This window comes from Burkholderia metallica, from assembly GCF_001718555.1.
GTDB classification, from domain to species: Bacteria; Pseudomonadota; Gammaproteobacteria; order Burkholderiales; family Burkholderiaceae; genus Burkholderia; species Burkholderia metallica.
In genome coordinates, this window is the sequence record NZ_CP013403.1 from 824,382 (window position 1) to 845,907 (window position 21,526).

Consider the following 21,526-nt stretch of genomic DNA (forward strand, 5'->3'; position numbering starts at 1 on the left):
TGCACAAAGTCGAACGCTGCATCCGCTGTGGTGCCCCTATTTTTCCTGACTGCGAGCCCGATCGATGACCAAAAGTCTGACCAAGGTGTGGCTGGGCGGCATGAAACGCATGCTGTCTCCGGCCGCCAAGCGTGCGGCGCGCGATGCGCAGCGCATCACACGCGACGCACTCGAGGCCGCGGCCTCTCCCGCCGTATCCGATCTGTCCCCGCCGCGCGAATCGCGCGTGCGACCGCGCGCGGCCGCGTGGGCGGCCGGCGAGTGGACGCGCGGCGAACATCCGATGGCGCCCGCGCTCGGGCGCCTCGTCCAGAATCTTGCCTACGGCCTCTACGTGCCGCCCGGCCGCCGGCGCGGCGCGATGCCGCTCGTCGTGATGCTGCACGGCTGCCAGCAGTCGGTCGACGAATTCGTGCAGGGCACGCGGATGAACCTGCTGGCCGACAAGCACGGCTTCGCGGTGCTGTATCCGGAGCAGTCGACGCGCGCGCACGCGCATGGCTGCTGGCACTGGTATGAGGACACCGACCGCGCGGGTCGCGGCGAGGCGAACACGGTGGCGTCGCTCGTCGACGCCCTCGTCGACGAACACGGTTTCGACGCGTCGCGCGTCTATGTCGCGGGGCTGTCGGCTGGCGCGGGTCTCGCGTCGCTTCTTGCGCTGCACCATCCCGACCGTTTCGCGGCGGTCGCGCTGCACTCGGGCCCCGCGCTCGGCGAGGCGAATTCCGGCATCACCGCGATGGACGTGATGCGGCGCGGCGTGCGGCAAAATCCGGCCGCGGCCGTCGATGCGCTGGTCGATGTCGCCGCGTATCCCGGCATGCCGGCGCTGATCGTCCAGGGCGATGGCGACCACGTGGTCGCACCGAAGAACGCCGACCAGCTGACCGTGCAGTTCATGCGCCTGAACGGGCTCGCCGACAGCCGCGGCGCATTGCGGGGCGGCGAACGGGTCGAGACCCGCGAGGCCGGCGCGCAGATCACTGATGTCTGCCGCGACGGCGAGCCGGTCGTCCGGCTTTGTCATGTGAAAGGGCTCGATCACGCGTGGGCCGGCGGCGATGAAGCCGTACCGTTTCACGCGGCGGTCGGCCCCGACGCGAGCGCGATGATCTGGGCCTTTTTCGAAACCCATCGGCGCGCTGTGGCGACCGAACGACGCATCGTCTGATCGACGCTGGCCAAGAACTAGGGTTTTCCCTATAATTCGGGAAAACCCTAGTCAAAGAACCCTTGGATTGCGAGATCGACCATGTACCTGCTGAGCCACCTTTTCCTGATGTTGACCAAGAACGCTGAAACGGCTGCGAAAGAGCGCGCCGAGGCGTACCTGTCCGAAGCGACCGACATCTATGACCTCGAATTCCGCATGCGCAAGATCGATCGCGAAGCGGCGATGAACCGTCCGTATTCGCTCGGCGCGCGCTAAGCAGCGCAGCGCGGGCCCTCGGGTCCGCCATTCCGGCGAGTCACGCAGCAAAAAAGGGCGCGTGCGACATCTGGTCGCACGCGCCCTTTTTGCATTCACGGCCTCGCGTCGCGTCAGACCACCGTCAGGCGCACCGGCACGTTGTTGCGTGTCGCATTCGAATACGGGCACACGTGGTGCGCCTTGTCGACCAGCGCCTTCGCGTCGGCCTTGTCGAGCCCCGGGAGCGATACGCGCAGCTCGATGTCGAGCCCGAAGCCGCCTGCGTCGTTCGGGCCGATGCCCACTTCCGCCGTGACCTGCGTGTCGGCCGGCAGCGTCTGCTTGTTCTGGCCAGCGACGAATTTCATCGCGCTCAGGAAGCAGGCCGAGTAACCTGCGGCAAACAGCTGCTCCGGATTCGTACCTTCCGCGCCCGTGCCGCCGAGTTCGCGCGGCGCGGCCAGCTTCACTTCCAGCTTGTTGTCGGCGGATACCGCGCGGCCGTCGCGGCCACCCGTGCTCGTGGCACTGGTCTTGTACAGAATGTTCATCGTGCAGCTCCTGTCTGGAAAGGGAGGAAAAGCGGTCCGGTCGAACGGGGTGTCGCCGGCCACGAGGAAAATATAGAACACAAATCATTAGTGTGCAAATTAATTTTCGAAGAAAAAGCCGTTAGTCCCGGCCCGGGTCGCCGAGGTTCGCCCGTCAGCGTTCGTTGGCGGCCGACAGCGCGTCGCGCAGCTGCTGGAGATCGACGCGCAGCCTGACCAGGAATTCGGGGGATTGCTGCATCGCGCAAAAGAGATCGGCCGGCACCGAGCGCGCGCGGTCCTTCAACGCCCGGCCCTCCGGCGTCACGCGTACGTTCACCACGCGTTCGTCGGCCGCGCTGCGCACGCGTTCGACGTAGCCGAGCGCTTCCAGCCGCTTCAGCAGCGGCGTGACCGTGGCCGGGTCGAGGTCGAGCCGCGCGGCGATGTCCTTCACGGCAATGTCGTCGCGCTCCCACAGCACGAGCATCGCGAGATATTGGGGATAGGTCAGCGACAGCTTGTCGAGCAGCGGCTTGTACGCCTTCGTCATCGCGTGCGAAGTCGCGTAGAGCGCGAAGCAGAGTTGCTCGTCGAGCGTCTGGGGCAGCGGGTGCAGGCGGTCCATGATCCGGGAAGCGCGATGAACGCGCGAACAATTTGTACGCAAATCATTTTGCGCGCAAAAGATCGGGATGAACAGGGGCGCCGCGGCGGGGAAGGAGGGCGCCGGAAGCCAGCCCGGCGCGGAGAACGGCGGGCCGGCGCCGCGCGCCGTCCGGGGAGGGTTTCAGCGGCCCGACGGGGTGGGCGTCGCGGTCGGTTCCTGCACGCCGAAGCAGCCGCGATAGGTCGCGTAGAACGAGCAGTACAGCATCGTGACGATGATGATCGTCACCGGCATCATGATCGTCAGCGCATAGGCGCCGGCGCCGAGCGCCTGCAGCAGCAGCGACAGCGCGAGCGACGTGCCGAGCGCGACGCAGAACCACAGCGCGCCGTACACGACGAACGCGCCGCGATTGCGCCAGCAACTGACGACGCTGAAGAACAGCGCCTTGGCAGGTGGCACGTCATGCCACGCGACCAGCACCGGCGCGAACCAGAACAGCATCGCAACCGGCAGGTAGAGCAGCGTCGCGAAGAACAGCGCGCCGAGCGTGCCTTGCGCGGCGAGCGTTTCCGGCGTCGTGTTCGCTTCGTCGGCCGCGCCCATCATCACGTGGAACAGCGCGCCGCCGTCGACGAACGACGAAGCCGCGAACACCAGGATCATCGACGCGACGTAGATCACGCCGAGCACGAGCAGCCGCTGGGTCGCGACGGTGCCGTACGAGCGGAAGCCGTCGACGAGGATCGTCGGCATCACGGTCTTGCCGGCCACCGTGTCGCGGCACGCGGCCATGAAGCCGACCGCGACGCCGGGAATGAAGACCAGCGGCAGCGCGGAGCCGATCACGGGCACCATCGAAATCAGCGTGATCGCCAGCAGGTACGTGAAGAACAGCGTGATGAACGCGAGCGGGTTCCGGCGGAACAGCCAGATGCCTTGACGGAACCAGACATAGCCCGTTTTCGCGGGCACTTCGATCAGTTGCATGCGGTTTGGATCTCGGGAAGCGCGGGCGTATGCGCGATACGCTCGCGCAGGATGCGTTCGAAATGACCGGGGTCGTGCGGCTTGAGCATCTCGGCCGCGCGCGGCAGGTAGAAATCGTACAGGCGCGACACCCAGAAGCGGTACGCGCCCGCGCGCAGCATGTCGCTCCAGTGACGGCGCTCCTCGGCCGTGAACGGCCGGACCGTCTGGTACGCGCGCAGCAGCGCATCGGCGCGCGCGGTGTCGAGCACGCCGGTCGCAAGGTCGACGCACCAGTCGTTGACCGTGACCGCGACGTCGAACAGCCACTTGTCGCAGCCCGCGAAATAGAAGTCGAAGAACCCGCCGAGCCGCACGTCGTGGCCGGTGTTAGGCGCCGCGTGCGCGAACAGCACGTTGTCGCGGAACAGGTCGCAATGGCACGGGCCGGCCGGCAGCGCCGCGTAGTCGTCCGACGCGAAGAAACGGGCCTGGTGCGCGAGTTCGCCTTCCAGCAGCGCGCGCTGCTCGTCCGTGACGAACGGCACGATCGCCGGCACGTTGTCCTGCCACCACGGCAGGCTGCGCAGGTTCGGCTGGTGGCGCGGATAGTCGCGGCCGGCGAGGTGCAGGCGCGCGAGCATCTGCCCGACCTCGATGCAGTGTTCGACCCCCGGCGCGAGTTCGGCGGAGCCGTCGAGCTTCGTGACGATCGCGGCCGGCTTGCCGTGCAGCTCGCCGAACAGCGCGCCGTCGTCACGCGGGACCGGGTCCGGCACCGGCACGCCGTGGCTGGCCAGGTGGCGCATCAGGTCGAGGTAGAACGGCAGCTGTTGCGCCGTGAGCTTTTCGAAGATCGTGAGGACGTATTCGCCGCGCGTCGTCGTCAGGAAGAAATTGCTGTTCTCGATACCGGACGGAATGCCGCGAAACGCGAGCACGTCGCCCAGTTCGTAGTGGCGCATCCATTGCGCGAGATCGGAGTCGGAAACAGCAGTGAAAACGGCCATGCGGGATGCGTCAGGTCAGGGTGTCGGCACGCGGGTGGCGTGCGTCGCGACAGCAGGTGAAGGGGGGCGGTGCGCGGCGTTCGATGCGCCGCGCCGCGGAATCAGTAGCGCAGGTTCAGCGACGGCAGGCGCGTGATCGGGATGCCCGCGTCGTGCGGCTTCGGCGACGTGTCGGGCGTCGAGCTCATCTGGTAGCGCGTGCCGAAGTTCGACTTCACGTCGATCTCGACCGGTTTGCCGCGATCGCGGTACTCGGTCACTTCGGTGCCGTTCTTGCTCTTTTCGTGGAAGCTCGGGGTGCGGCGGATGTCGGCGAAGTCGACTTTCGACGTGACTTCGGCGGCCGGCCGGTTGATCTTGCGGAGATCGGGGAGGCCGGCGGCCTCGTTGGCCTCGGCCCGAGCCTGCGCGTCGGCGTCAGGCGTGCCGCCGGCGGCGTAAGCGACGCTGGCGGCGGCAAACGCGGCGGCAGCGGCGACGAGAATGAGCGGCTTCATGATGAGTCTCCAGTGAACCCACCGATTTTAGCAAATACTGCGCGCCATCCGGCCCTCGCGTGCATGGGGGCTCAATAAGGGTGACCGGGTTCCGTGGTAATGTCGTCCGATCAGACGAGGTGATGAAAATGAAGAACGATTTGAGCCGCCGACACCGACTGCTGACGCCCGAAAGCCCGGCGGTCGAGGCATTCGACGATCCGGTCGCCGCCGTCGCGCGGCTGTCCGCCATTTACGACACGAACACGGGCTTCCTGCGCGATGCGTTCGCGCGCTATCGCCGCCACGAACCGATCACCGAGCACGTGCGCGCGTGCTACCCGTTCGTACGGATCCGCACCGACGTCAACACGCACGTCGATTCGCGCCGTTCGTACGGTTTCGTCGCGGGCCCCGGTGTGTTCGAGACGACGGTCACGCGCCCCGACCTGTTCGCGAACTACTACCGCGAGCAACTGCGCCTGCTGGCGAAGAACCACCATGTGAAGATCGAGATCGGCGTGTCGTCGCAGCCGATTCCGATCCATTTCGCGTTTCCCGAAGGCATCCATCTCGAGGGCGAGCTCGACCGCGACCGCCTGCTCGCGATGCGCGACATCTTCGATACGCCCGACCTGTCGTATCTCGACGACCGCATCGTCAACGGCACGTTCGAGCCGGCGCCGGGCGAGCCGCATCCGCTCGCGCTGTTCACGGCCGCGCGCGTCGACTTCTCGCTGCACCGGCTGCGCCACTACACGGCGACGTCGCCCACGCATTTCCAGAACTACGTGCTGTACACGAACTATCAGTTCTACATCGACGAGTTCGTGAAGCTCGGCCGCACAGTGATGACGGAGAGCGACGATCCCGAGGTGCGCGCGTACCGCAGCCAGTACAGCTCGTTCGTCGAGCCGGGCGATGTCGTCACGTACAACGCGAACCTCGGCAGCGAGCCGGTCGAGGGCGCGGCGCCGCCGCGCCTGCCGCAGATGCCCGCGTATCACCTGAAGCGCGCGGACGGCAGCGGGATCACGATGGTCAACATCGGCGTCGGCCCGTCGAACGCGAAGACGATCACCGATCACATCGCGGTGCTGCGTCCGCACGCGTGGGTGATGCTCGGCCACTGCGCGGGGCTGCGCAACACGCAGCGTCTCGGCGATTACGTGCTCGCACACGGTTACGTGCGCGAAGATCACGTGCTCGATGCCGACCTGCCGCTGTGGGTGCCGATTCCGGCGCTCGCCGAAGTACAGCTCGCGCTCGAACGCGGGGTGGCCGACGTCACGCAGCTCGACGGCGTCGAACTGAAGCGCGTGATGCGCACGGGCACGGTCGCGAGCGTCGACAACCGCAACTGGGAGCTGCGCGATCATCGCGAACCCGTGCAGCGGCTGTCGCAGAGCCGCGCGATCGCGCTCGACATGGAAAGCGCGACGATCGCCGCGAACGGCTTCCGCTTCCGCGTGCCGTACGGCACGCTGCTGTGCGTGTCCGACAAACCGCTGCACGGCGAACTGAAGCTGCCGGGCATGGCCGACACGTTCTATCGCGGGCAGGTCGACCAGCATCTGCAGATCGGCGTGCGGGCGATGGAGATCCTGCGCACGAACGGGCTCGACAAGCTGCATAGCCGCAAGCTGCGCAGCTTTGCGGAAGTGGCGTTTCAATAAGCCGGCAAGCCTGCCCGCGCCGGCGGCGCTTTCAATGACGAAGGCCGCCCGCGAACGTCAGGTTCGCGGGCGGCCTTGCGTATCGAGCGGCCGTGCGGTGTCGGTCAGCACTCGCCTTTCTTTGCGTGTCCCGGCGGGCAGTGGTAGCCGCGGCGATCGTCATGGCCGTGATGACGCTGGTGGTCTTCCCACTCGCGGCGTTCCCAGTAACGATGGCCGTCCCAGTAGCGGTCGCCATGCCAGCCGACGATGACCGCGGGCGCCGGAGCGACCACGACCGGTGCGGGCGTGCCGATGTTGACGTCGACGTTGACGGCATGGGCGAGGCCGGACAGCGAAAGTCCGAGGCCGGCGAAGGCGAGGGCGATCAGCGAGCGTTGCATGTTCTTTTCCGTGGTGTCGTTGTAAAGGGCCGGCGCGACGCGATGGAAGCGAGGGGGATCGTTCCACCGGGGGGAAACGCCGCACCGACACATACAGTGTGCTGGCGCACGACGGAAAACGCGAGGCGGGTTTGTTACGCCGGATTGGCGGCCCGCAGGCGTGCGGCGAAGGTATCAGGCCGCGTCATTTGACAATGACGGCCCGCGTGTGCGGAAGGTAATGCGCGCGTTGCCCGCGATCGGCCACGCGGATTTGACATTCGAACGCGTACGGCCGCGAAGCGCGATTAATGGCGCGTTACAAAGTGACGCGCGGCAGGGGGGGCGGGGCCGCCCTGCCTGCCGCGCGAAACGCGGTGCGCCGGCCGTCGGGCCGGCTGTCGTCGCGAAGCGATTACAGATAGAACATCCGGTCTTCTTCAGGGCGCGGCGGATGACCGTCATCGTCCGAGCCTTCCTCTTCACCGCTGTCCTCGTAGAACGCGAGCACCGCGTCGAGCACCTGGTCGGGATCGTCGATCACCTGCATCAGATCCATGTCTTCCGGATTGATGAGGCCCATCGGAATCAACTGGTCGCGGAACCACTGCAGCAGCCCCTTCCAGAATTCGCTGCCGACGAGGATGATCGGCACGAGGCGCGACTTCTTCGTCTGAATCAGCGTGAGCACTTCCGACAGCTCGTCGAGCGTGCCGAAGCCGCCCGGCATCACGATCACCGCATCCGAGTTCTTCACGAACGTGACCTTGCGCGTGAAGAAGTGGCGAAAGCGCAGCGAGATGTCCTGGTAGTGGTTGCCGGCCTGCTCGTGCGGCAGCTCGATGTTCAGGCCGACCGACGGCGCCTTGCCGGCGTGCGCGCCCTTGTTCGCCGCTTCCATGATGCCGGGGCCGCCGCCGGAGATCACAGCGAAACCGGCGTCGGACAGCTTGCGCGCGATCTGCACGGCGAGCTTGTAGTGCGGCGTGTCGGGTTTGAGGCGGGCAGAACCGTAGATGCTGACGGCCGGGCGGATCTCCGACAGGTACTCGGTCGCCTCGATAAACTCTGCCATAATCGTGAACATCTGCCACGATGCGCGCGCCTTCTTGGCCGTCGCGCGTTCTTGATCTGCGAGCGAACGCAGACTCGGAATCACTTTTCTCTTGTTCATAATGCCTGAAGAACGAAATCTGGAAGGTAAGACCCTGCTATTGGTTGACGGTTCGAGCTATCTGTATCGGGCTTACCATGCGATGCCTGATTTGCGTGGCCCTGGCGGGGAGCCGACCGGAGCGCTCTACGGAATCATCAACATGCTGCGCCGTATGCGCAAGGAAGTCAGTGCAGAGTATAGCGCTTGCGTGTTCGATGCAAAGGGCAAGACGTTCCGTGACGACCTTTATGCCGACTATAAGGCAAACCGTCCGTCGATGCCGCCCGACCTCGCACTGCAGGTCGAGCCGATCCACGGCGCGGTGCGCGCGCTCGGCTGGCCGCTGCTGATGGTCGAAGGCGTCGAGGCCGACGACGTGATCGGCACGCTCGCGCGCGAAGCGGAGCGGCATGGAATGAACGTGATCGTGTCGACCGGCGACAAGGATCTCGCGCAGCTCGTGACCGACCGCGTCACGCTCGTCAACACGATGACCAACGAGACGCTCGATCGCGACGGCGTGATCGCGAAGTTCGGCGTGCCGCCCGAGCGCATCATCGACTACCTCGCCCTGATCGGCGACACCGTCGACAACGTGCCGGGCGTCGAGAAGTGCGGACCGAAGACAGCCGTGAAATGGCTTGCGCAGTACGACAGCCTCGACGGCGTGATCGAGCATGCGGGCGACATCAAGGGCGTGGTCGGCGACAACCTGCGCCGCGCGCTCGACTTCCTGCCGCTCGGCCGCAAGCTCGTGACCGTCGAGACGGCGTGCGACCTCGCCCCGCATCTCGAATCGATCGAAGCGTCGTTGAAGACCGACGGCGAAGCGCGCGACCTGCTGCGCGACATCTTCGCGCGCTACGGCTTCAAGACCTGGCTGCGCGAAGTCGACAGCGCGCCGGCGGAAGGCGGCGGCGCGGATGCACCGGAAGGCGAGCCGGCGCCGGTGGTGGCGGCCGACATCGTGCGCGAATACGACACGATCCAGACCTGGGCGCAATTCGACGCGTGGTTCTCGAAGATCGACGCGGCCGCGCTGACCGCGTTCGACACGGAAACCACCGCGCTCGACCCGATGCTCGCGCGGCTCGTCGGCCTGTCGTTCTCGGTCGAGCCGGGCAAGGCGGCGTACCTGCCGGTCGCGCACCGCGGCCCCGACATGCCCGAACAGCTCCCGCTCGACGAGGTGCTCGCGCGGCTGAAGCCGTGGCTCGAATCGGCCGATCGCAAGAAAGTCGGCCAGCACCTGAAGTACGACGCGCAGGTGCTCGCGAACTACGGCATCGCACTGAACGGCATCGAGCACGACACGCTGCTCGAATCGTACGTGCTCGAATCGCATCGCACGCACGACATGGACAGCCTCGCGCTGCGTCATCTGGGCGTCAAGACGATCAAGTATGAAGACGTGGCCGGCAAGGGCGCGAAGCAGATCGGTTTCGACGAAGTGGCGCTCGCGCAGGCCGCCGAATACGCGGCCGAAGATGCGGACGTGACGCTGCAGCTGCATCACGCGCTGTATCCGCAGGTGGCGCGCGAAGCGGGCCTCGAGCGCGTGTATCGCGAGATCGAGATGCCGGTGTCGCTCGTGCTGCGCAAGATGGAGCGCACGGGCGTGCTGATCGACGATGCGCGCCTGCACGCGCAGAGCACCGAAATCGCGACGCGCCTGATCGAGCTCGAAGGGCAGGCGTACGAGCTGGCCGGCGGCGAATTCAATCTCGGCTCGCCGAAACAGATCGGGCAGATCTTCTTCGAGAAGCTGCAGTTGCCGGTCGTGAAAAAGACGCCGAGCGGCGCGCCGTCGACCGACGAGGAAGTGCTGCAGAAGCTGGCCGAAGACTACCCGCTGCCGAAGCTGCTGCTCGAGCATCGCGGGCTGTCGAAGCTGAAGTCGACCTATACCGACAAGCTGCCGCGCATGGTGAATCCGTCGACGGGCCGCGTGCACACGAATTACGCGCAGGCCGTCGCGGTCACGGGCCGCCTGGCGTCGAACGATCCGAATCTTCAGAACATTCCGGTGCGCACGGCCGAGGGCCGGCGCATCCGCGAGGCGTTCATCGCGTCGCCGGGCCACCGGATCGTGTCGGCCGATTATTCGCAGATCGAACTGCGGATCATGGCGCACATCTCGGGCGACGCGTCGCTGCTGCGCGCGTTCTCGCAGGGCGAGGACATCCACCGCGCGACGGCCGCCGAGGTGTTCGGCGTGACGCCGCTGGAGGTCAATTCCGACCAGCGCCGGATCGCTAAGGTGATCAACTTCGGGCTCATCTACGGGATGAGCGCGTTCGGGCTTGCATCGAACCTCGGCATCACGCGCGATGCCGCGAAGCTCTATATCGACCGCTATTTCACGCGCTATCCGGGCGTCGCGCAGTACATGGAAGACACGCGCGCGGCGGCCAAGGAGAAGGGCTACGTCGAAACCGTGTTCGGTCGCCGCCTGTGGCTGCCCGAGATCAACGGCGGCAACGGCCCGCGTCGCCAGGCGGCCGAGCGCGCGGCCATCAATGCGCCGATGCAGGGCACGGCGGCCGACCTGATCAAGCTGTCGATGATCGCGGTGGACGACTGGCTCACGCGCGACAAGCTGGCGTCGCGGATGATCATGCAGGTGCACGATGAACTGGTGCTCGAGGTGCCGGACGACGAACTGTCGCTGGTGCGCGAGAAACTGCCGGAAATGATGTGCGGCGTGGCGAAGCTGAAGGTGCCGCTGGTGGCCGAAGTGGGCGCCGGTGCGAACTGGGAAGAGGCACACTGACGCACCGTCGCGCGGTTCCCGATTCCTGCGGCATATTGTTGCAGGGATGCTGAATATCGAGATGGTTTGCTTGTGGTCAACGCGCAAGCTCCCGGACAATGCAGGTCATTGACTCGGGGCATGCGCGCCCCGCGTTCCGGGATCGGTTGCATCGAAGTGCTTCGAACTGCACATCGATGATGTCCGAACCGGTTAATCCACCGGGTGGCGCGAATGCATCGCGTTCGCATCGCCCGGCGGCAGCAGTTTCGAATCGCAAAGGGGGAACAGATGCATCGGATCATCATCGTAGGCGGAGGCGCGGGCGGCCTGGAACTGGCGACGCGGCTCGGCGACCGTTACGGTGCGCGCGGCAATCGTTCGGCGCGCGCGCTCGTCACGCTCGTCGACCGCAATCCGACCCACATCTGGAAACCGCTGCTGCACGAGGTGGCGGCCGGCAGCATGGACCCGTTCACTCAGGAGCTCGAATATGCGGCGCAGGCGCGCTGGCACGGCTTCGAGTTTCAGCAGGGCGGGCTGACCGGGCTCGACCGCGCGGCGAAGCGCATCACGCTCTCGCCGGTCAACGACAGCGACGGCGAGGAACTGCTGCCGGCCCGCGAGCTGGAATACGACACGCTCGTGATCGCGATCGGCAGCACGACTCACTTCTTCGGCGTGCAGGGCGCGGCGGAAAACGCGATCGCGCTCGATACCGTCGGCGAGGCCGAGCGTTTCCGCAAGCGGTTGATCGGCGCGTGCATGCGCGCCGAGCACCAGGCACCGGTGCCGACCGCACCGGGCGAGGCGGCCGAGCCGCGCATCCAGGTCGCGATCGTCGGCGGCGGCGCGACGGGCGTCGAGTTGTCGGCCGAACTGCGCAACACCGCGCAGGTGTTGTCGGCCTACGGGCTGCACAAGCTCGACCCGCGGCACGACGTCGGCATCGTGCTGATCGAATCGGGGCCGCGGATTCTCCCGGCGTTGCCGGAGCGCGTGTCGTCGGCGACGGCCGAACTGCTCGAAAAGATCGGCGTGCGGCTGATGCTCTCCGAGCGCGTGACCGAAGTGGCGCCCGGCGCCGTCCATACGGCGAGCGGCAAGACGGTGCGTGCCGACCTGACGGTCTGGGCGGCCGGCATCAAGGCGCCGTCCGTGCTCGCCAATCTCGACGGCCTCCAGGTCAACAGGCTCGGCCAGCTCGAAGTGCGCCGCACGCTGCAGACCTTCACCGACGACAACGTGTTCGCGCTCGGCGATTGCGCGGCCTGCGCATGGCCGGGCAACGAGCGCAACGTGCCGCCGCGCGCGCAGGCGGCGCACCAGCAGGCGAGCTTTCTGCTCAAGGCAATCGGCTGCCGGCTCGACGGGCGCCCGCTGCCCGAATTCACGTATCGCGACCTGGGCTCGCTCGTGTCGCTCGGCCATTTCAGCGCGGTCGGCAACCTGATGGGCGGGCTGATCGGCGGCAACATGCTGATCGAAGGGCTGTTCGCGCGCTTCATGTACATGTCGCTGTACCGGATGCACATTGCCGCGCTGCACGGCTATCCGCGCATGATGCTCGACACGGTCGCGCACTGGCTGCGGCGCACGACGCTGCCGCGCGTCAAGCTGCACTGAGCGCGCGTTCGACGGGCCGCCCGCGGGTTTCCGTGCTGCCGAATCACCCTGTCGTAATCGAGTCTTACAACGCCGACAGTTGACGCGACAACGGAATATTGGGCATCTTGTCCGGGTTTCCGTTAGCGGCGGGGTGCCAACCGCCGCGACCTCCGCGCCGAGCGACGGCGCGATGCCCCGTCATGCCGTCTTCGTGGCCGTGACGGCGGCGCCCAATCGAGGAGTGCATTCATGTTGAAACCCGAAGTCGACAGCCTGGTTCCCCACGTTCCGTTCTCGCGCCGCAAGTTCATGCAGGCCGCGCTGGGCGGGGTCTTCGCGGCGGCCGTGCTGCCCGTGTCGGCGCAGACGGTCACGACCGACAGCGAAGGGCTGGACGTCGACACCGTCGAGATCCGCTCGGGCGATGCGAGCGTGCCCGCGTATCGCGCGCAGCCGAAAGACAAGACGAACCTGCCGGTCGTCATCGTGATTCACGAGATCTTCGGCGTGCACGCGCACATCGCCGATGTGTGCCGCCGCTTCGCGAAGCTCGGTTATCTCGCGATCGCGCCCGACCTGTTCGCGCGGCAGGGCAATGCGGCGAAGTATCCGACGATCAAGGATCTCGTCGAGCACATCGTCAGCAAGGTGCCCGACCGCCAGGTGACCGAGGATCTCGACGCGACCGTCGCGTGGGCCGGCAAGAACGGCGGCGACCTGTCGCGTCTCGGCGTGGTCGGGTTCTGCTGGGGCGGCCGCCAGAGCTGGCTGTATGCGGAGCACAACCCGCACGTGCGGGCGGCCGTTGCGTGGTACGGGTTCGTCGAAGGCAAGACCGACGAGATGACGCCGTTCAACCCGGTCGATCATGCGTCGCTGCTGAAGGTGCCCGTGCTCGGCCTCTATGGCGAGAAAGACGCGAACATCACGCAGGCGTCGCTCGCGGACATGCGCAAGGCGATCCAGGCGAGCGATTCGAAGCTCGCACGCGAATCGGAGATCGTCGTGTATCCGGATGCCGGTCACGCGTTCTTTGCCGATTACCGGCCGAGCTACGTGAAGGCCGATGCGGAGGAGAGCTGGAAGCGCGCGATCGCGTGGCTTCACAAGTACGGCGTGATGTAAACGGCAAGCGGCGGCAGATGCCGCCGCTTCGTCACGACTGCGCCGCGCCGGTGCTTGGCTTACGGTGTCGGGCCGGTTGCGATCGGGCGCGACGGATCGGCGCTCCATTCGCTCCACGAGCCCGGATACAGCGACGCGCCGTGCAGGCCCGCAACCTCGAGCGCAAGCGCGTTGTGGCAGGCGGTGACGCCCGAGCCGCATTGCAGGATCACGCGATTTGGCTCGGTGCCCGCCAGCACGGCGGAAAACGCCTCGCGCAGCTCATGGCCGCTCTTGAAGCGGCCGTCGGCGGCCAGGTTGTCCTTGAAGAAGCGATTGCGCGCACCGGGGATATGGCCGCCCACACGATCGATCGTTTCGTTTTCGCCGCGATAGCGGTCCGGTGCGCGCGCATCGATCACGACGCGCGTGGGCGACGTCACGTTCGCGAGCACGGCAGCCGCATCGACCGTCGATTCGAGCGGCGCAGCCGTGCGGAAATCGCCGGCGGCCGGTTGCGGCACGTCGGTCGTCAGCGGCTGGCCGGCGGCTTCCCAGGCCTGCAGCCCGCCGTCGAGCACGGCGACCGAATCGTGGCCGAGCCAGCGCAGCAGCCACCACAGGCGCGCCGCATAGGCGCCGCCTTGCGCGTCGTACGCGACGACCTGCTGGCCTTGCTTGAGGCCGCGGCTCGCGAGCAGTGTGGCGAGTGCGTCGCGCGTCGGCAGCGGGTGGCGGCCGTTGGTGCCCGTCTTGCGGCCCGACAGGTCGCGGTCGAGATGGAGGTACTGGGCGCCGGGGAGATGGCCGGCCGCATAGGCGGCTTCGCCGGCAGCGGGATCGGCGAGATCGAAGCGGCAGTCGAACAGCGCGACGCTGCCGGGCGCCGCCGCCAGGCGCTCGGCGAGATTGGCGGCGGAGATGAGCGTGGTGTAGTGGGTGTGTGGCATGACGGCTCCCTGGAGTGCGAATGGCCTGACATTCCAAGTCTAAACAAAAAAAGACGGGCCGAAGCCCGTCTTTTCGTCTGCCGGATGGCGTGCGGCGTCAGGGCGCCGCACCGGCCGTCAGAGGTCGCCGAGGTGGCGGCGCAGGAACTCGTGGAAGTGCTGCATGCCGTCTTCCATCGGGCTCTGGTACGGGCCGACCTGCGACTCGCCGCGTGCCATCAGCGCACGGCGGCCGGCGTCCATCCGCATCGCGATTTCGTCGTCCTCGACAGCCGTTTCCATGTAGGCGGCACGTTCGGCTTCGACGAATTCGCGCTCGAACAGCGCGATTTCCTCGGGGTAATAGAACTCGACGATGTTGGTCGTCTTCTGCGGGCCGCGCGGGATCAGCCACGACACGACGAGCACGTGCGGATACCACTCGATCATCAGGCCCGGGTAGTAGACCATCCAGATCGCGCCGAACTCCGGCGGCACGCCGTTGCGGAACTTCAGCACCTGCTCGTGCCATTTCTGGTAGGTCGCGCTGCCCGGCTTCGCGAGCGCGTTGTGCACGCCGACCGTCTGCACGCTGTACCAGTCGCCGAACTCCCACGTGAGGTCGTCGCACGACACGAAGCTGCCGAGGCCCGGATGGAACGGGACGACGTGGTAATCCTCGAGGTAGACCTCGATGAACGTCTTCCAGTTGTAATCGCACTCGTGCACTTCGACGTGATCGAAGAGGTACTCGGAGAAGTCGAAATGATGTTTCGTGCCGAGGTTCGCGAGGTCGCGCGCGACATTGCGGCCTTCGGCCTCGAACAGCAGCCCCTGCCAGTTCTGCAGCGGGCTCTTGCCGAGGTTCAGGCACGGCTTGTCGGGGAAGTGCGGCGCCCCGAGCAACTGGCCTTCCAGATCGTACGTCCAGCGATGCAGCGGGCACACGATGTTCTGCGTATGGCCGCGCCCGTTGAGCATGATCGCCTGCCGGTGCCGGCAGACGTTCGACAGCAGTTCGATCTGGTTCGTCTGGTTGCGGACCAGCACGCGGCCTTCCTTCTCGGACGGCAGCGCGAAATAATCCCCCGCCTCGGGCACCATCAACTCGTGCCCGATGTAACGAGGTCCTTTCTTGAAGAGGGTTTCGATCTCGCGCTCGAGTAGCGCCTCATCGAAATATGCAGTGACTGGAAGCTGGCTGTGAGCCGACTTCAACTGAAGCGCGTCGCTCAGATTGGACATTCCCACTCCCGGTGTTAGCGTGAAAGCAGTGAACAACCCAACCATCGAAAAATCGATTTAGGGAAACGCAGAATTATACCCGGTTCGCCCCGCAAGGCTAGGATTAAGTGCCTGATTTGTGTCAATTTTTTGTCGGGCGACAATCGGGAGGCGCACAATGTACGCCGAACGTGGGGCCGGAATCTGTACCCGGGTGCCCACGACGGCAGGTCGGAAAATTCTCTTTTGCCGTAGAATGTCCGACTTGTTTTGAAATTTGACACCCTCGTCCATGGCGAAAACCGCATCCCCAGGCGCCACGCCGCCCGGCAATGGTACCGAACCGTTGCCGGACAATTACGAAACGGCGCTCGCGGAACTCGAGACGCTGGTTGCCCGGATGGAAGGCGGCGCGTTGAGCCTCGAGGATTCACTGGCGGCGTATCGCCGCGGTGCGACCCTCGTTGCGTTTTGCCAACAGCAGCTTGAGAAAGTGGAGCAGCAGGTTCGCGTGCTCGACGGCGCGACGCTGAAGCCGCTTTCGTCCGGAACGGCCGCCACGGACGGCGAAGACGACGATCTATGACATTCGAACAATGGATGCGGTCCGTGCTAGACCGTGTCGAGGACGCTCTCGGCCACTATTTGCCCGCTGACACCGCGGTGCCGGCGACGCTTCACGAGGCGATGCGCTATGCGGTCCTCGGCGGCGGCAAACGCGTTCGCCCGCTGCTGTGCCATGCAGCAGGCGAACTGACCGGCGCGACGGAAGCGGCGCGCAATGCGGCGGCGGCGGCACTGGAGATGATCCACGTCTACTCGCTCGTGCACGACGACATGCCGTGCATGGACGACGACGCGCTGCGTCGCGGCAAGCCGACCGTGCACGTGCAGTACGACGAGCCGACGGCATTGCTCGTCGGCGACGCGCTGCAGTCGCAGGCGTTCGTCGCGCTGACCGACGCCGCCGCGCTGTCGCCGGTGCAGCAGGCCGCGCTCGTGCGCGAGCTGGCGCTGGCGAGCGGCTCGATCGGCATGGCCGGCGGGCAGGCGATCGACCTGGCGAGCGTCGGCCTCAAGCTGACGCGCGAGCAGCTCGAGACGATGCACCGGATGAAGACGGGCGCATTGCTGCGCGCGGCCGTGCGGATGGGCGCGCTGGCCGGCGAGACGCCGTCCGCGGAAACGATGGCGGCGCTCGACGTATACGCGGGGGCCGTGGGTCTGGCCTTCCAGGTCGTCGACGACATTCTCGACGTCACGACCGATTCGGCGACGCTCGGCAAGACGGCCGGCAAGGACGCGGCGAACGACAAGCCGACCTATGTATCGATCCTCGGTCTCGAGGCGTCGCGCGAGCTCGCAGCGCAATTGCGCGCCGAAGCGCACGACGCGCTGAAACCGTTCGGCGCACGCGCACAGCGTCTCGCCGAACTTGCCGACCTGGTAGTGAACCGGGTCAGCTGACGCGAAAGCCCGCCGCCGCGCACCTGCCACGGTGCGTGCAATAGAATGCGGGCGCGTTTGATTTCCTACAATGGAACGACGATGTACGACTTGCTGAAAACCATCGACGACCCGGCGGATTTGCGCCGCCTCGATCGTCGCCAACTTCAACCGCTCGCGGACGAGCTGCGCTCGTTCGTGCTCGACAGCGTGTCGAAGACGGGCGGCCATCTGTCGTCCAACCTCGGGACGGTCGAGCTGACGATCGCGTTGCACTACGTGTTCAACACGCCGAACGATCGCATCGTCTGGGACGTGGGCCACCAGACCTACCCGCACAAGATCCTGACGGGCCGCCGCGACCAGATGCATTCGCTGCGCCAGTACGACGGTATCTCGGGCTTCCCGCGCCGCAGCGAATCCGAATACGACACGTTCGGCACCGCGCACTCGAGCACGTCGATCTCGGCCGCGCTCGGCATGGCGATCGGCAGCCAGCTGAACGGCGACGACCGCTTCTCGATCGCCGTGATCGGCGACGGCGCGATGACGGCCGGCATGGCGTTCGAGGCGATGAACAACGCGGGCGTGTCGGAAGATGCGAAGCTGCTCGTGATCCTGAACGACAACGACATGTCGATCTCGCCGCCGGTCGGCGCGCTGAATCGCCATCTCGCCCGCCTGATGTCGGGCCGCTTCTATGCGGCTGCGCGCGCGGGCGTCGAGCGCGTGCTGAGCGTTGCGCCGCCGGTGCTCGAACTCGCGCGCAAGCTCGAGGAGCACGCGAAGGGCATGGTCGTGCCGGCCACGCTGTTCGAGGAATTCGGCTTCAACTACATCGGCCCGATCGACGGTCACGATCTCGATTCGCTGATCCCGACGCTGCAGAACATCCGCGAACTGCGCGGCCCGCAGTTCCTGCACGTGGTGACGAAGAAAGGCCAGGGCTACAAGCTCGCCGAAGCCGATCCCGTGCTCTACCACGGCCCCGGCAAGTTCAACCCGGCAGAAGGCATCAAGCCGTCGACCACGCCCGCGAAAAAGACCTACACGCAGGTGTTCGGCGAATGGCTGTGCGACGAAGCCGAGCGCGATACGCGCGTCGTCGGCATCACGCCCGCGATGCGCGAAGGCTCGGGCATGGTCGAGTTCGAGAAGCGCTTCAAGGATCGCTACTACGACGTCGGCATCGCCGAGCAGCACGCGGTGACGTTCGCGGGCGGCCTCGCGACCGAAGGGCTGAAGCCGGTCGTCGCGATCTACTCGACGTTCCTGCAGCGTGCGTACGATCAGCTGATCCACGATGTCGCGCTGCAGAACCTGCCGGTCGTATTCGCGATCGACCGCGCGGGCCTCGTCGGCGCGGACGGCGCGACGCACGCGGGTGCATACGATCTCGCGTTCATGCGCTGCATCCCGAACATGACGATCATGGCCGCATCCGACGAAAACGAATGCCGCCAGATGCTGCACACGGCGCTGCAGCAGCCGAACCCGACTGCGGTGCGCTATCCGCGCGGCGCGGGTACGGGCGTGGCGACGGTGAAGGAATTCACCGAGATCCCGCTCGGCAAGGGCGAAGTGCGTCGCCGCACGTCGCAGCCGGAAGGCAAGCGCGTCGCGATCCTCGCGTTCGGCACGATGGTCGCCCCGTCGCTGGCCGCCGGCGAAGAGCTCGATGCCACCGTCGCGAACATGCGCTTCGTGAAGCCGATCGATGCAGCGCTCGTGCGCGAGCTCGCCGAGACGCACGACTACCTCGTGACGGTCGAGGAAGGGTGCGTGATGGGCGGCGCGGGCTCGGCCTGCGTGGAAGCCCTGATGGAGAGTGGGGTTATCCGACCCGTACTACAATTGGGCCTCCCTGACCAGTTCATCGATCACGGCGACCCCGCGAAGCTGCTGTCGCAATGCGGCCTCGACGGCGCGGGTATCGCGAAATCGATTCGCGAACGCTTTCTGAATCCGGCGGCCGATGTCGCCGGTCAGGCGAAGCGCGTCGCATAAGCCGGCGCCGCCCGACGGCGGTGCCGGTGCGACTGGCGCGACCGGTCTTCATTGATGCGGAAAACATGGGCCTGCGGGCCCATGTTGCTTTTCCGGCTGCCGCATGACGCGGCGTGCGCGTCGTCGAACGCGCGGCTTACAAGGATTGAACAAGATGAACCAGATGAATCCCGCCTTCGTGATGCCCGACGTGCAGAGCACGGTGGATACCCGCCAGATTCCGATTCAGCGCGTGGGCGTGAAGGCGGTCCGGCATCCGTTGACGGTGCGTACCGAAGGCGGCGGCGTGCAGCCGACCGTCGGCGTCTGGAACCTCGACGTGCGCCTGCCGGCCGACCAGAAGGGCACGCACATGTCGCGCTTCGTCGCGCTGCTCGAAGAGAACCGCGCGCCGCTGACGGTCGAGCGTTTCCGCGCGATGCTCGCGTCGATGCTGGAGAAGCTGGAAGCCGAGGCCGGCCGCATCGAAGTCACGTTCCCGTACTTCGTGAACAAGACGGCGCCGGTGTCGGGTGTGCAGAGCCTGCTCGACTATGAAGTGACGCTCGCGGGCGAAAGCCGCAACGGCGACACGCGCCTGTTCCTGAAGGTGCTCGTGCCGGTGACGAGCCTCTGCCCGTGCTCGAAGAAGATCTCGCAGTACGGCGCGCACAACCAGCGTTCGCACGTGACGATCGATGCCGAACTCGCGGCCGACCTGCCGGTCGAGGCGCTGATCCGCATCGCGGAGGAAGAGGCGTCGTGCGAGCTGTGGGGCCTGCTGAAGCGTCCGGACGAGAAGTTCGTCACCGAGCGTGCGTACGAGAACCCGAAGTTCGTCGAGGATCTCGTGCGCGACGTCGCGCAGCGTCTCGATGCGGACGAGCGCGTGATGGCCTACGTGCTCGAAGCCGAGAACTTCGAGTCGATCCACAACCACAGCGCGTATGCGCTGATCGAGCGCGACAAGCGTCAGGCGGCATAACGCTGCGTCTTTTTGTCGCGCCGATGAGAAAGGCCGCTCGAACGAGCGGCCTTTTTGTTGTCGTGCGTGCGTGCGGTGCGGTGCGGTGCGGTGCGGTGCGGTGCGGTGCGGTGCGGTGTGGCGTTGCGTCGCGCGGCTCAGCGCGCGAGCGACGCGAGATCCCAGCGCGGCTTCACCGTGAATGCGTAATCGGCATTCGCCTGCTCGGGCCAGCGGCCGAGCCGCAATGCGCCGGCGAGCGCGATCATCGCGCCGTTGTCGGTGCAGAGCGCGAGGTCGGGATAGTGGACGTCGAAGCCGCGCTTGGCCGCGGCGGCCGACAGCGCGGCGCGCAACTGTCGGTTCGCGCCGACACCGCCCGCGACCACGAGGCGCTTGAGCTTCGTCTTCTTCAGCGCGGCGAGCGACTTCGCGACGAGCACGTCGACCGCCGCGTCGACGAAGCCGCGCGCGAGGTCGGCCTTCGCGCGTTCGAGCGCTTCGCCGTCGAGCTTCGCCGCTTCGAACTTCTTCATCTGCGTGAGCACGGCCGTCTTCAGGCCGCTGAAACTGAAGTCGAGATCGCCCGAATGCAGCATCGGGCGCGGCAGCACGACCGCCCCCGGCGTACCGGTTTCGGCGAGCTTCGACACTTCCGGGCCGCCCGGATAGCCGAGGCCGATCAGCTTGGCCGTCTTGTCGAACGCTTCGCCGGCCGCGTCGTCGAGCGTTTCGCCGAGCGTCTCGTACACGCCGACGTCGGTCACGCGCATCAGTTGCGTATGGCCGCCGGACACCAGCAGCGCGACGAACGGGAACGGCGGCGGCTGCTCGACGAGCAGCGGCGACAGCAGGTGGCCTTCGAGGTGATGGATGCCGACGGTCGGCTTGTTCCACGCGAGCGCGAGCGCATTCGCGATGCTCGCGCCGACCAGCAGCGCGCCGGCGAGTCCCGGGCCTTGCGTGAACGCGATCGCGTCGATGTCTTCGCGGCGCGTGCCGCTTTGCGCCATCACTTCCTCGAGCAGCGGCAGCGCGCGGCGGATATGGTCGCGCGACGCGAGTTCGGGCACGACGCCGCCGTACTCGCGGTGCATCGCGATCTGCGAATGGAGCGCGTGCGCGAGCAGGCCGCGCTGCGTGTCGTAGAGCGCGAGGCCGGTTTCGTCACAGGAGCTTTCGATGCCGAGAACGAGCATGGGTGCGGGCAGGGCGCGCCGTATCGGACGCGCCGCGGGAAGGTCAACGTAACCGGAAAGTATAGCAGGCGGGGGCCTGCCGCCGCTGGCTGCGGCCCGGGCCGGAGGCCG

General features: G+C 66.5%; 20 protein-coding genes. 10 read left to right on the forward strand and 10 right to left on the reverse strand.

The window, feature by feature from the left end:
* Positions 1-64 precede the first annotated feature (64 nt).
* Complete coding sequence (locus WJ16_RS23460; protein WP_069259458.1) at positions 65-1,174, forward strand: extracellular catalytic domain type 1 short-chain-length polyhydroxyalkanoate depolymerase; 1,110 nt, start codon at positions 65-67, stop codon at positions 1,172-1,174.
* Positions 1,175-1,255: 81 nt separating this feature from the next.
* Entirely contained in the window at positions 1,256-1,432 is a 177-nt protein-coding gene (locus WJ16_RS23465) for a DUF3563 family protein (RefSeq protein WP_069259459.1), read from the forward strand.
* 113 nt (positions 1,433-1,545) lie between these two features.
* On the opposite strand, the gene WJ16_RS23470 is transcribed toward WJ16_RS23465, so the two are convergent.
* From WJ16_RS23470 to WJ16_RS23490, 5 genes are all read right to left on the reverse strand, one after another.
* Positions 1,546-1,965, reverse strand: coding sequence for an organic hydroperoxide resistance protein (locus tag WJ16_RS23470; protein WP_069259460.1), 420 nt, complete (start codon positions 1,963-1,965; stop codon positions 1,546-1,548).
* A 154-nt stretch (positions 1,966-2,119) separates the two neighbouring features.
* A complete protein-coding gene (locus WJ16_RS23475; protein ID WP_069259461.1) occupies positions 2,120-2,572 on the reverse strand; it encodes a MarR family winged helix-turn-helix transcriptional regulator in 453 nt (150 codons plus the stop codon).
* Positions 2,573-2,734: 162 nt separating this feature from the next.
* Complete coding sequence (locus WJ16_RS23480; RefSeq protein ID WP_069259462.1) at positions 2,735-3,544, reverse strand: BPSS1780 family membrane protein; 810 nt, start codon at positions 3,542-3,544, stop codon at positions 2,735-2,737.
* Entirely contained in the window at positions 3,535-4,533 is a 999-nt protein-coding gene (locus WJ16_RS23485) for a homoserine kinase (RefSeq protein WP_069259463.1), read from the reverse strand. Before WJ16_RS23485 ends, WJ16_RS23480 begins: the two co-directional genes overlap by 10 nt.
* A 101-nt stretch (positions 4,534-4,634) precedes the next feature.
* The gene (locus WJ16_RS23490; protein WP_069259464.1) at positions 4,635-5,030 is read right to left on the reverse strand and encodes a hypothetical protein; all 396 of its coding nucleotides are present in this window, start codon (positions 5,028-5,030) and stop codon (positions 4,635-4,637) included.
* 128 nt (positions 5,031-5,158) lie between these two features.
* Here WJ16_RS23490 and WJ16_RS23495 point away from each other — a divergent pair, with 128 nt between their 5' ends.
* Positions 5,159-6,685 carry an AMP nucleosidase gene (locus WJ16_RS23495; RefSeq protein ID WP_069261104.1) on the forward strand — a complete coding sequence of 509 codons (1,527 nt, stop codon included), beginning with the start codon at positions 5,159-5,161 and terminating at the stop codon, positions 6,683-6,685.
* Between the two features lie 104 nt (positions 6,686-6,789).
* On the opposite strand, the gene WJ16_RS23500 is transcribed toward WJ16_RS23495, so the two are convergent.
* A complete protein-coding gene (locus WJ16_RS23500; RefSeq protein ID WP_069259465.1) occupies positions 6,790-7,068 on the reverse strand; it encodes a hypothetical protein in 279 nt (92 codons plus the stop codon).
* Between the two features lie 394 nt (positions 7,069-7,462).
* Complete coding sequence (locus tag WJ16_RS23505; RefSeq protein ID WP_069259466.1) at positions 7,463-8,221, reverse strand: LOG family protein; 759 nt, start codon at positions 8,219-8,221, stop codon at positions 7,463-7,465.
* A gap of 1 nt (position 8,222) precedes the next feature.
* Between WJ16_RS23505 and polA the strand changes: the two genes are divergently transcribed.
* The 3 genes from polA (at position 8,223) to WJ16_RS23520 (ending at position 13,688) form a co-directional block, all read left to right on the forward strand.
* Positions 8,223-10,976, forward strand: a complete 2,754-nt coding sequence (gene polA, locus WJ16_RS23510) for a DNA polymerase I (protein WP_069259467.1) — start codon at positions 8,223-8,225, stop codon at positions 10,974-10,976.
* Positions 10,977-11,246: 270 nt separating this feature from the next.
* A complete protein-coding gene (locus tag WJ16_RS23515) occupies positions 11,247-12,581 on the forward strand; it encodes an NAD(P)/FAD-dependent oxidoreductase (protein ID WP_069259468.1) in 1,335 nt (444 codons plus the stop codon).
* 231 nt (positions 12,582-12,812) lie between these two features.
* On the forward strand, positions 12,813-13,688 hold the full coding sequence (locus WJ16_RS23520; RefSeq protein WP_069259469.1) for a dienelactone hydrolase family protein: 876 nt from the start codon (positions 12,813-12,815) through the stop codon (positions 13,686-13,688).
* A 59-nt stretch (positions 13,689-13,747) separates the two neighbouring features.
* Here the strand turns inward: WJ16_RS23520 and WJ16_RS23525 are convergent, their stop codons facing one another.
* Positions 13,748-14,617 (reverse strand): sulfurtransferase, encoded by an 870-nt coding sequence (locus WJ16_RS23525; protein ID WP_069259470.1) that lies wholly within the window; start codon positions 14,615-14,617, stop codon positions 13,748-13,750.
* A gap of 117 nt (positions 14,618-14,734) precedes the next feature.
* Positions 14,735-15,841 carry an aromatic ring-hydroxylating oxygenase subunit alpha gene (locus WJ16_RS23530; RefSeq protein WP_069259471.1) on the reverse strand — a complete coding sequence of 369 codons (1,107 nt, stop codon included), beginning with the start codon at positions 15,839-15,841 and terminating at the stop codon, positions 14,735-14,737.
* Between the two features lie 271 nt (positions 15,842-16,112).
* On the opposite strand from WJ16_RS23530, the gene WJ16_RS23535 reads away from it, so the two are divergent.
* The 4 genes from WJ16_RS23535 to folE2 all read left to right on the forward strand — a co-directional run bounded on the left by WJ16_RS23535 (position 16,113) and on the right by folE2 (position 20,237).
* On the forward strand, positions 16,113-16,406 hold the full coding sequence (locus WJ16_RS23535; protein ID WP_040139363.1) for an exodeoxyribonuclease VII small subunit: 294 nt from the start codon (positions 16,113-16,115) through the stop codon (positions 16,404-16,406).
* The gene (locus WJ16_RS23540; protein ID WP_069259472.1) at positions 16,403-17,287 is read left to right on the forward strand and encodes a polyprenyl synthetase family protein; all 885 of its coding nucleotides are present in this window, start codon (positions 16,403-16,405) and stop codon (positions 17,285-17,287) included. Before WJ16_RS23535 ends, WJ16_RS23540 begins: the two co-directional genes overlap by 4 nt.
* Before the next feature lie 81 nt (positions 17,288-17,368).
* Entirely contained in the window at positions 17,369-19,273 is a 1,905-nt protein-coding gene (gene dxs, locus WJ16_RS23545; RefSeq protein WP_069259473.1) for a 1-deoxy-D-xylulose-5-phosphate synthase, read from the forward strand.
* A 154-nt stretch (positions 19,274-19,427) separates the two neighbouring features.
* Positions 19,428-20,237 carry a GTP cyclohydrolase FolE2 gene (folE2, locus tag WJ16_RS23550; protein WP_069261105.1) on the forward strand — a complete coding sequence of 270 codons (810 nt, stop codon included), beginning with the start codon at positions 19,428-19,430 and terminating at the stop codon, positions 20,235-20,237.
* Between the two features lie 137 nt (positions 20,238-20,374).
* On the opposite strand, the gene tsaD is transcribed toward folE2, so the two are convergent.
* The gene (gene tsaD / locus WJ16_RS23555; protein WP_069259474.1) at positions 20,375-21,415 is read right to left on the reverse strand and encodes a tRNA (adenosine(37)-N6)-threonylcarbamoyltransferase complex transferase subunit TsaD; all 1,041 of its coding nucleotides are present in this window, start codon (positions 21,413-21,415) and stop codon (positions 20,375-20,377) included.
* Positions 21,416-21,526: the final 111 nt, after the last annotated feature.

Coding starts and splice junctions, on each gene's coding strand:
- polA (WP_069259467.1), top strand. CDS start 8,223: ATGCCTGAAGAACGAAATCTGGAAGGTAAGACCCTGCTATTGGTTGAC.
- WJ16_RS23470 (WP_069259460.1), bottom strand. CDS start 1,965: ATGAACATTCTGTACAAGACCAGTGCCACGAGCACGGGTGGCCGCGAC.
- WJ16_RS23535 (WP_040139363.1), top strand. CDS start 16,113: ATGGCGAAAACCGCATCCCCAGGCGCCACGCCGCCCGGCAATGGTACC.
- WJ16_RS23500 (WP_069259465.1), bottom strand. CDS start 7,068: ATGCAACGCTCGCTGATCGCCCTCGCCTTCGCCGGCCTCGGACTTTCG.
- WJ16_RS23465 (WP_069259459.1), top strand. CDS start 1,256: ATGTACCTGCTGAGCCACCTTTTCCTGATGTTGACCAAGAACGCTGAA.
- WJ16_RS23480 (WP_069259462.1), bottom strand. CDS start 3,544: ATGCAACTGATCGAAGTGCCCGCGAAAACGGGCTATGTCTGGTTCCGT.
- WJ16_RS23495 (WP_069261104.1), top strand. CDS start 5,159: ATGAAGAACGATTTGAGCCGCCGACACCGACTGCTGACGCCCGAAAGC.
- WJ16_RS23515 (WP_069259468.1), top strand. CDS start 11,247: ATGCATCGGATCATCATCGTAGGCGGAGGCGCGGGCGGCCTGGAACTG.
- WJ16_RS23525 (WP_069259470.1), bottom strand. CDS start 14,617: ATGCCACACACCCACTACACCACGCTCATCTCCGCCGCCAATCTCGCC.
- WJ16_RS23505 (WP_069259466.1), bottom strand. CDS start 8,221: ATGAACAAGAGAAAAGTGATTCCGAGTCTGCGTTCGCTCGCAGATCAA.
- folE2 (WP_069261105.1), top strand. CDS start 19,428: ATGAACCAGATGAATCCCGCCTTCGTGATGCCCGACGTGCAGAGCACG.
- WJ16_RS23530 (WP_069259471.1), bottom strand. CDS start 15,841: ATGTCCAATCTGAGCGACGCGCTTCAGTTGAAGTCGGCTCACAGCCAG.
- WJ16_RS23460 (WP_069259458.1), top strand. CDS start 65: ATGACCAAAAGTCTGACCAAGGTGTGGCTGGGCGGCATGAAACGCATG.
- WJ16_RS23485 (WP_069259463.1), bottom strand. CDS start 4,533: ATGGCCGTTTTCACTGCTGTTTCCGACTCCGATCTCGCGCAATGGATG.
- WJ16_RS23490 (WP_069259464.1), bottom strand. CDS start 5,030: ATGAAGCCGCTCATTCTCGTCGCCGCTGCCGCCGCGTTTGCCGCCGCC.
- dxs (WP_069259473.1), top strand. CDS start 17,369: ATGTACGACTTGCTGAAAACCATCGACGACCCGGCGGATTTGCGCCGC.
- WJ16_RS23475 (WP_069259461.1), bottom strand. CDS start 2,572: ATGGACCGCCTGCACCCGCTGCCCCAGACGCTCGACGAGCAACTCTGC.
- tsaD (WP_069259474.1), bottom strand. CDS start 21,415: ATGCTCGTTCTCGGCATCGAAAGCTCCTGTGACGAAACCGGCCTCGCG.
- WJ16_RS23520 (WP_069259469.1), top strand. CDS start 12,813: ATGTTGAAACCCGAAGTCGACAGCCTGGTTCCCCACGTTCCGTTCTCG.
- WJ16_RS23540 (WP_069259472.1), top strand. CDS start 16,403: ATGACATTCGAACAATGGATGCGGTCCGTGCTAGACCGTGTCGAGGAC.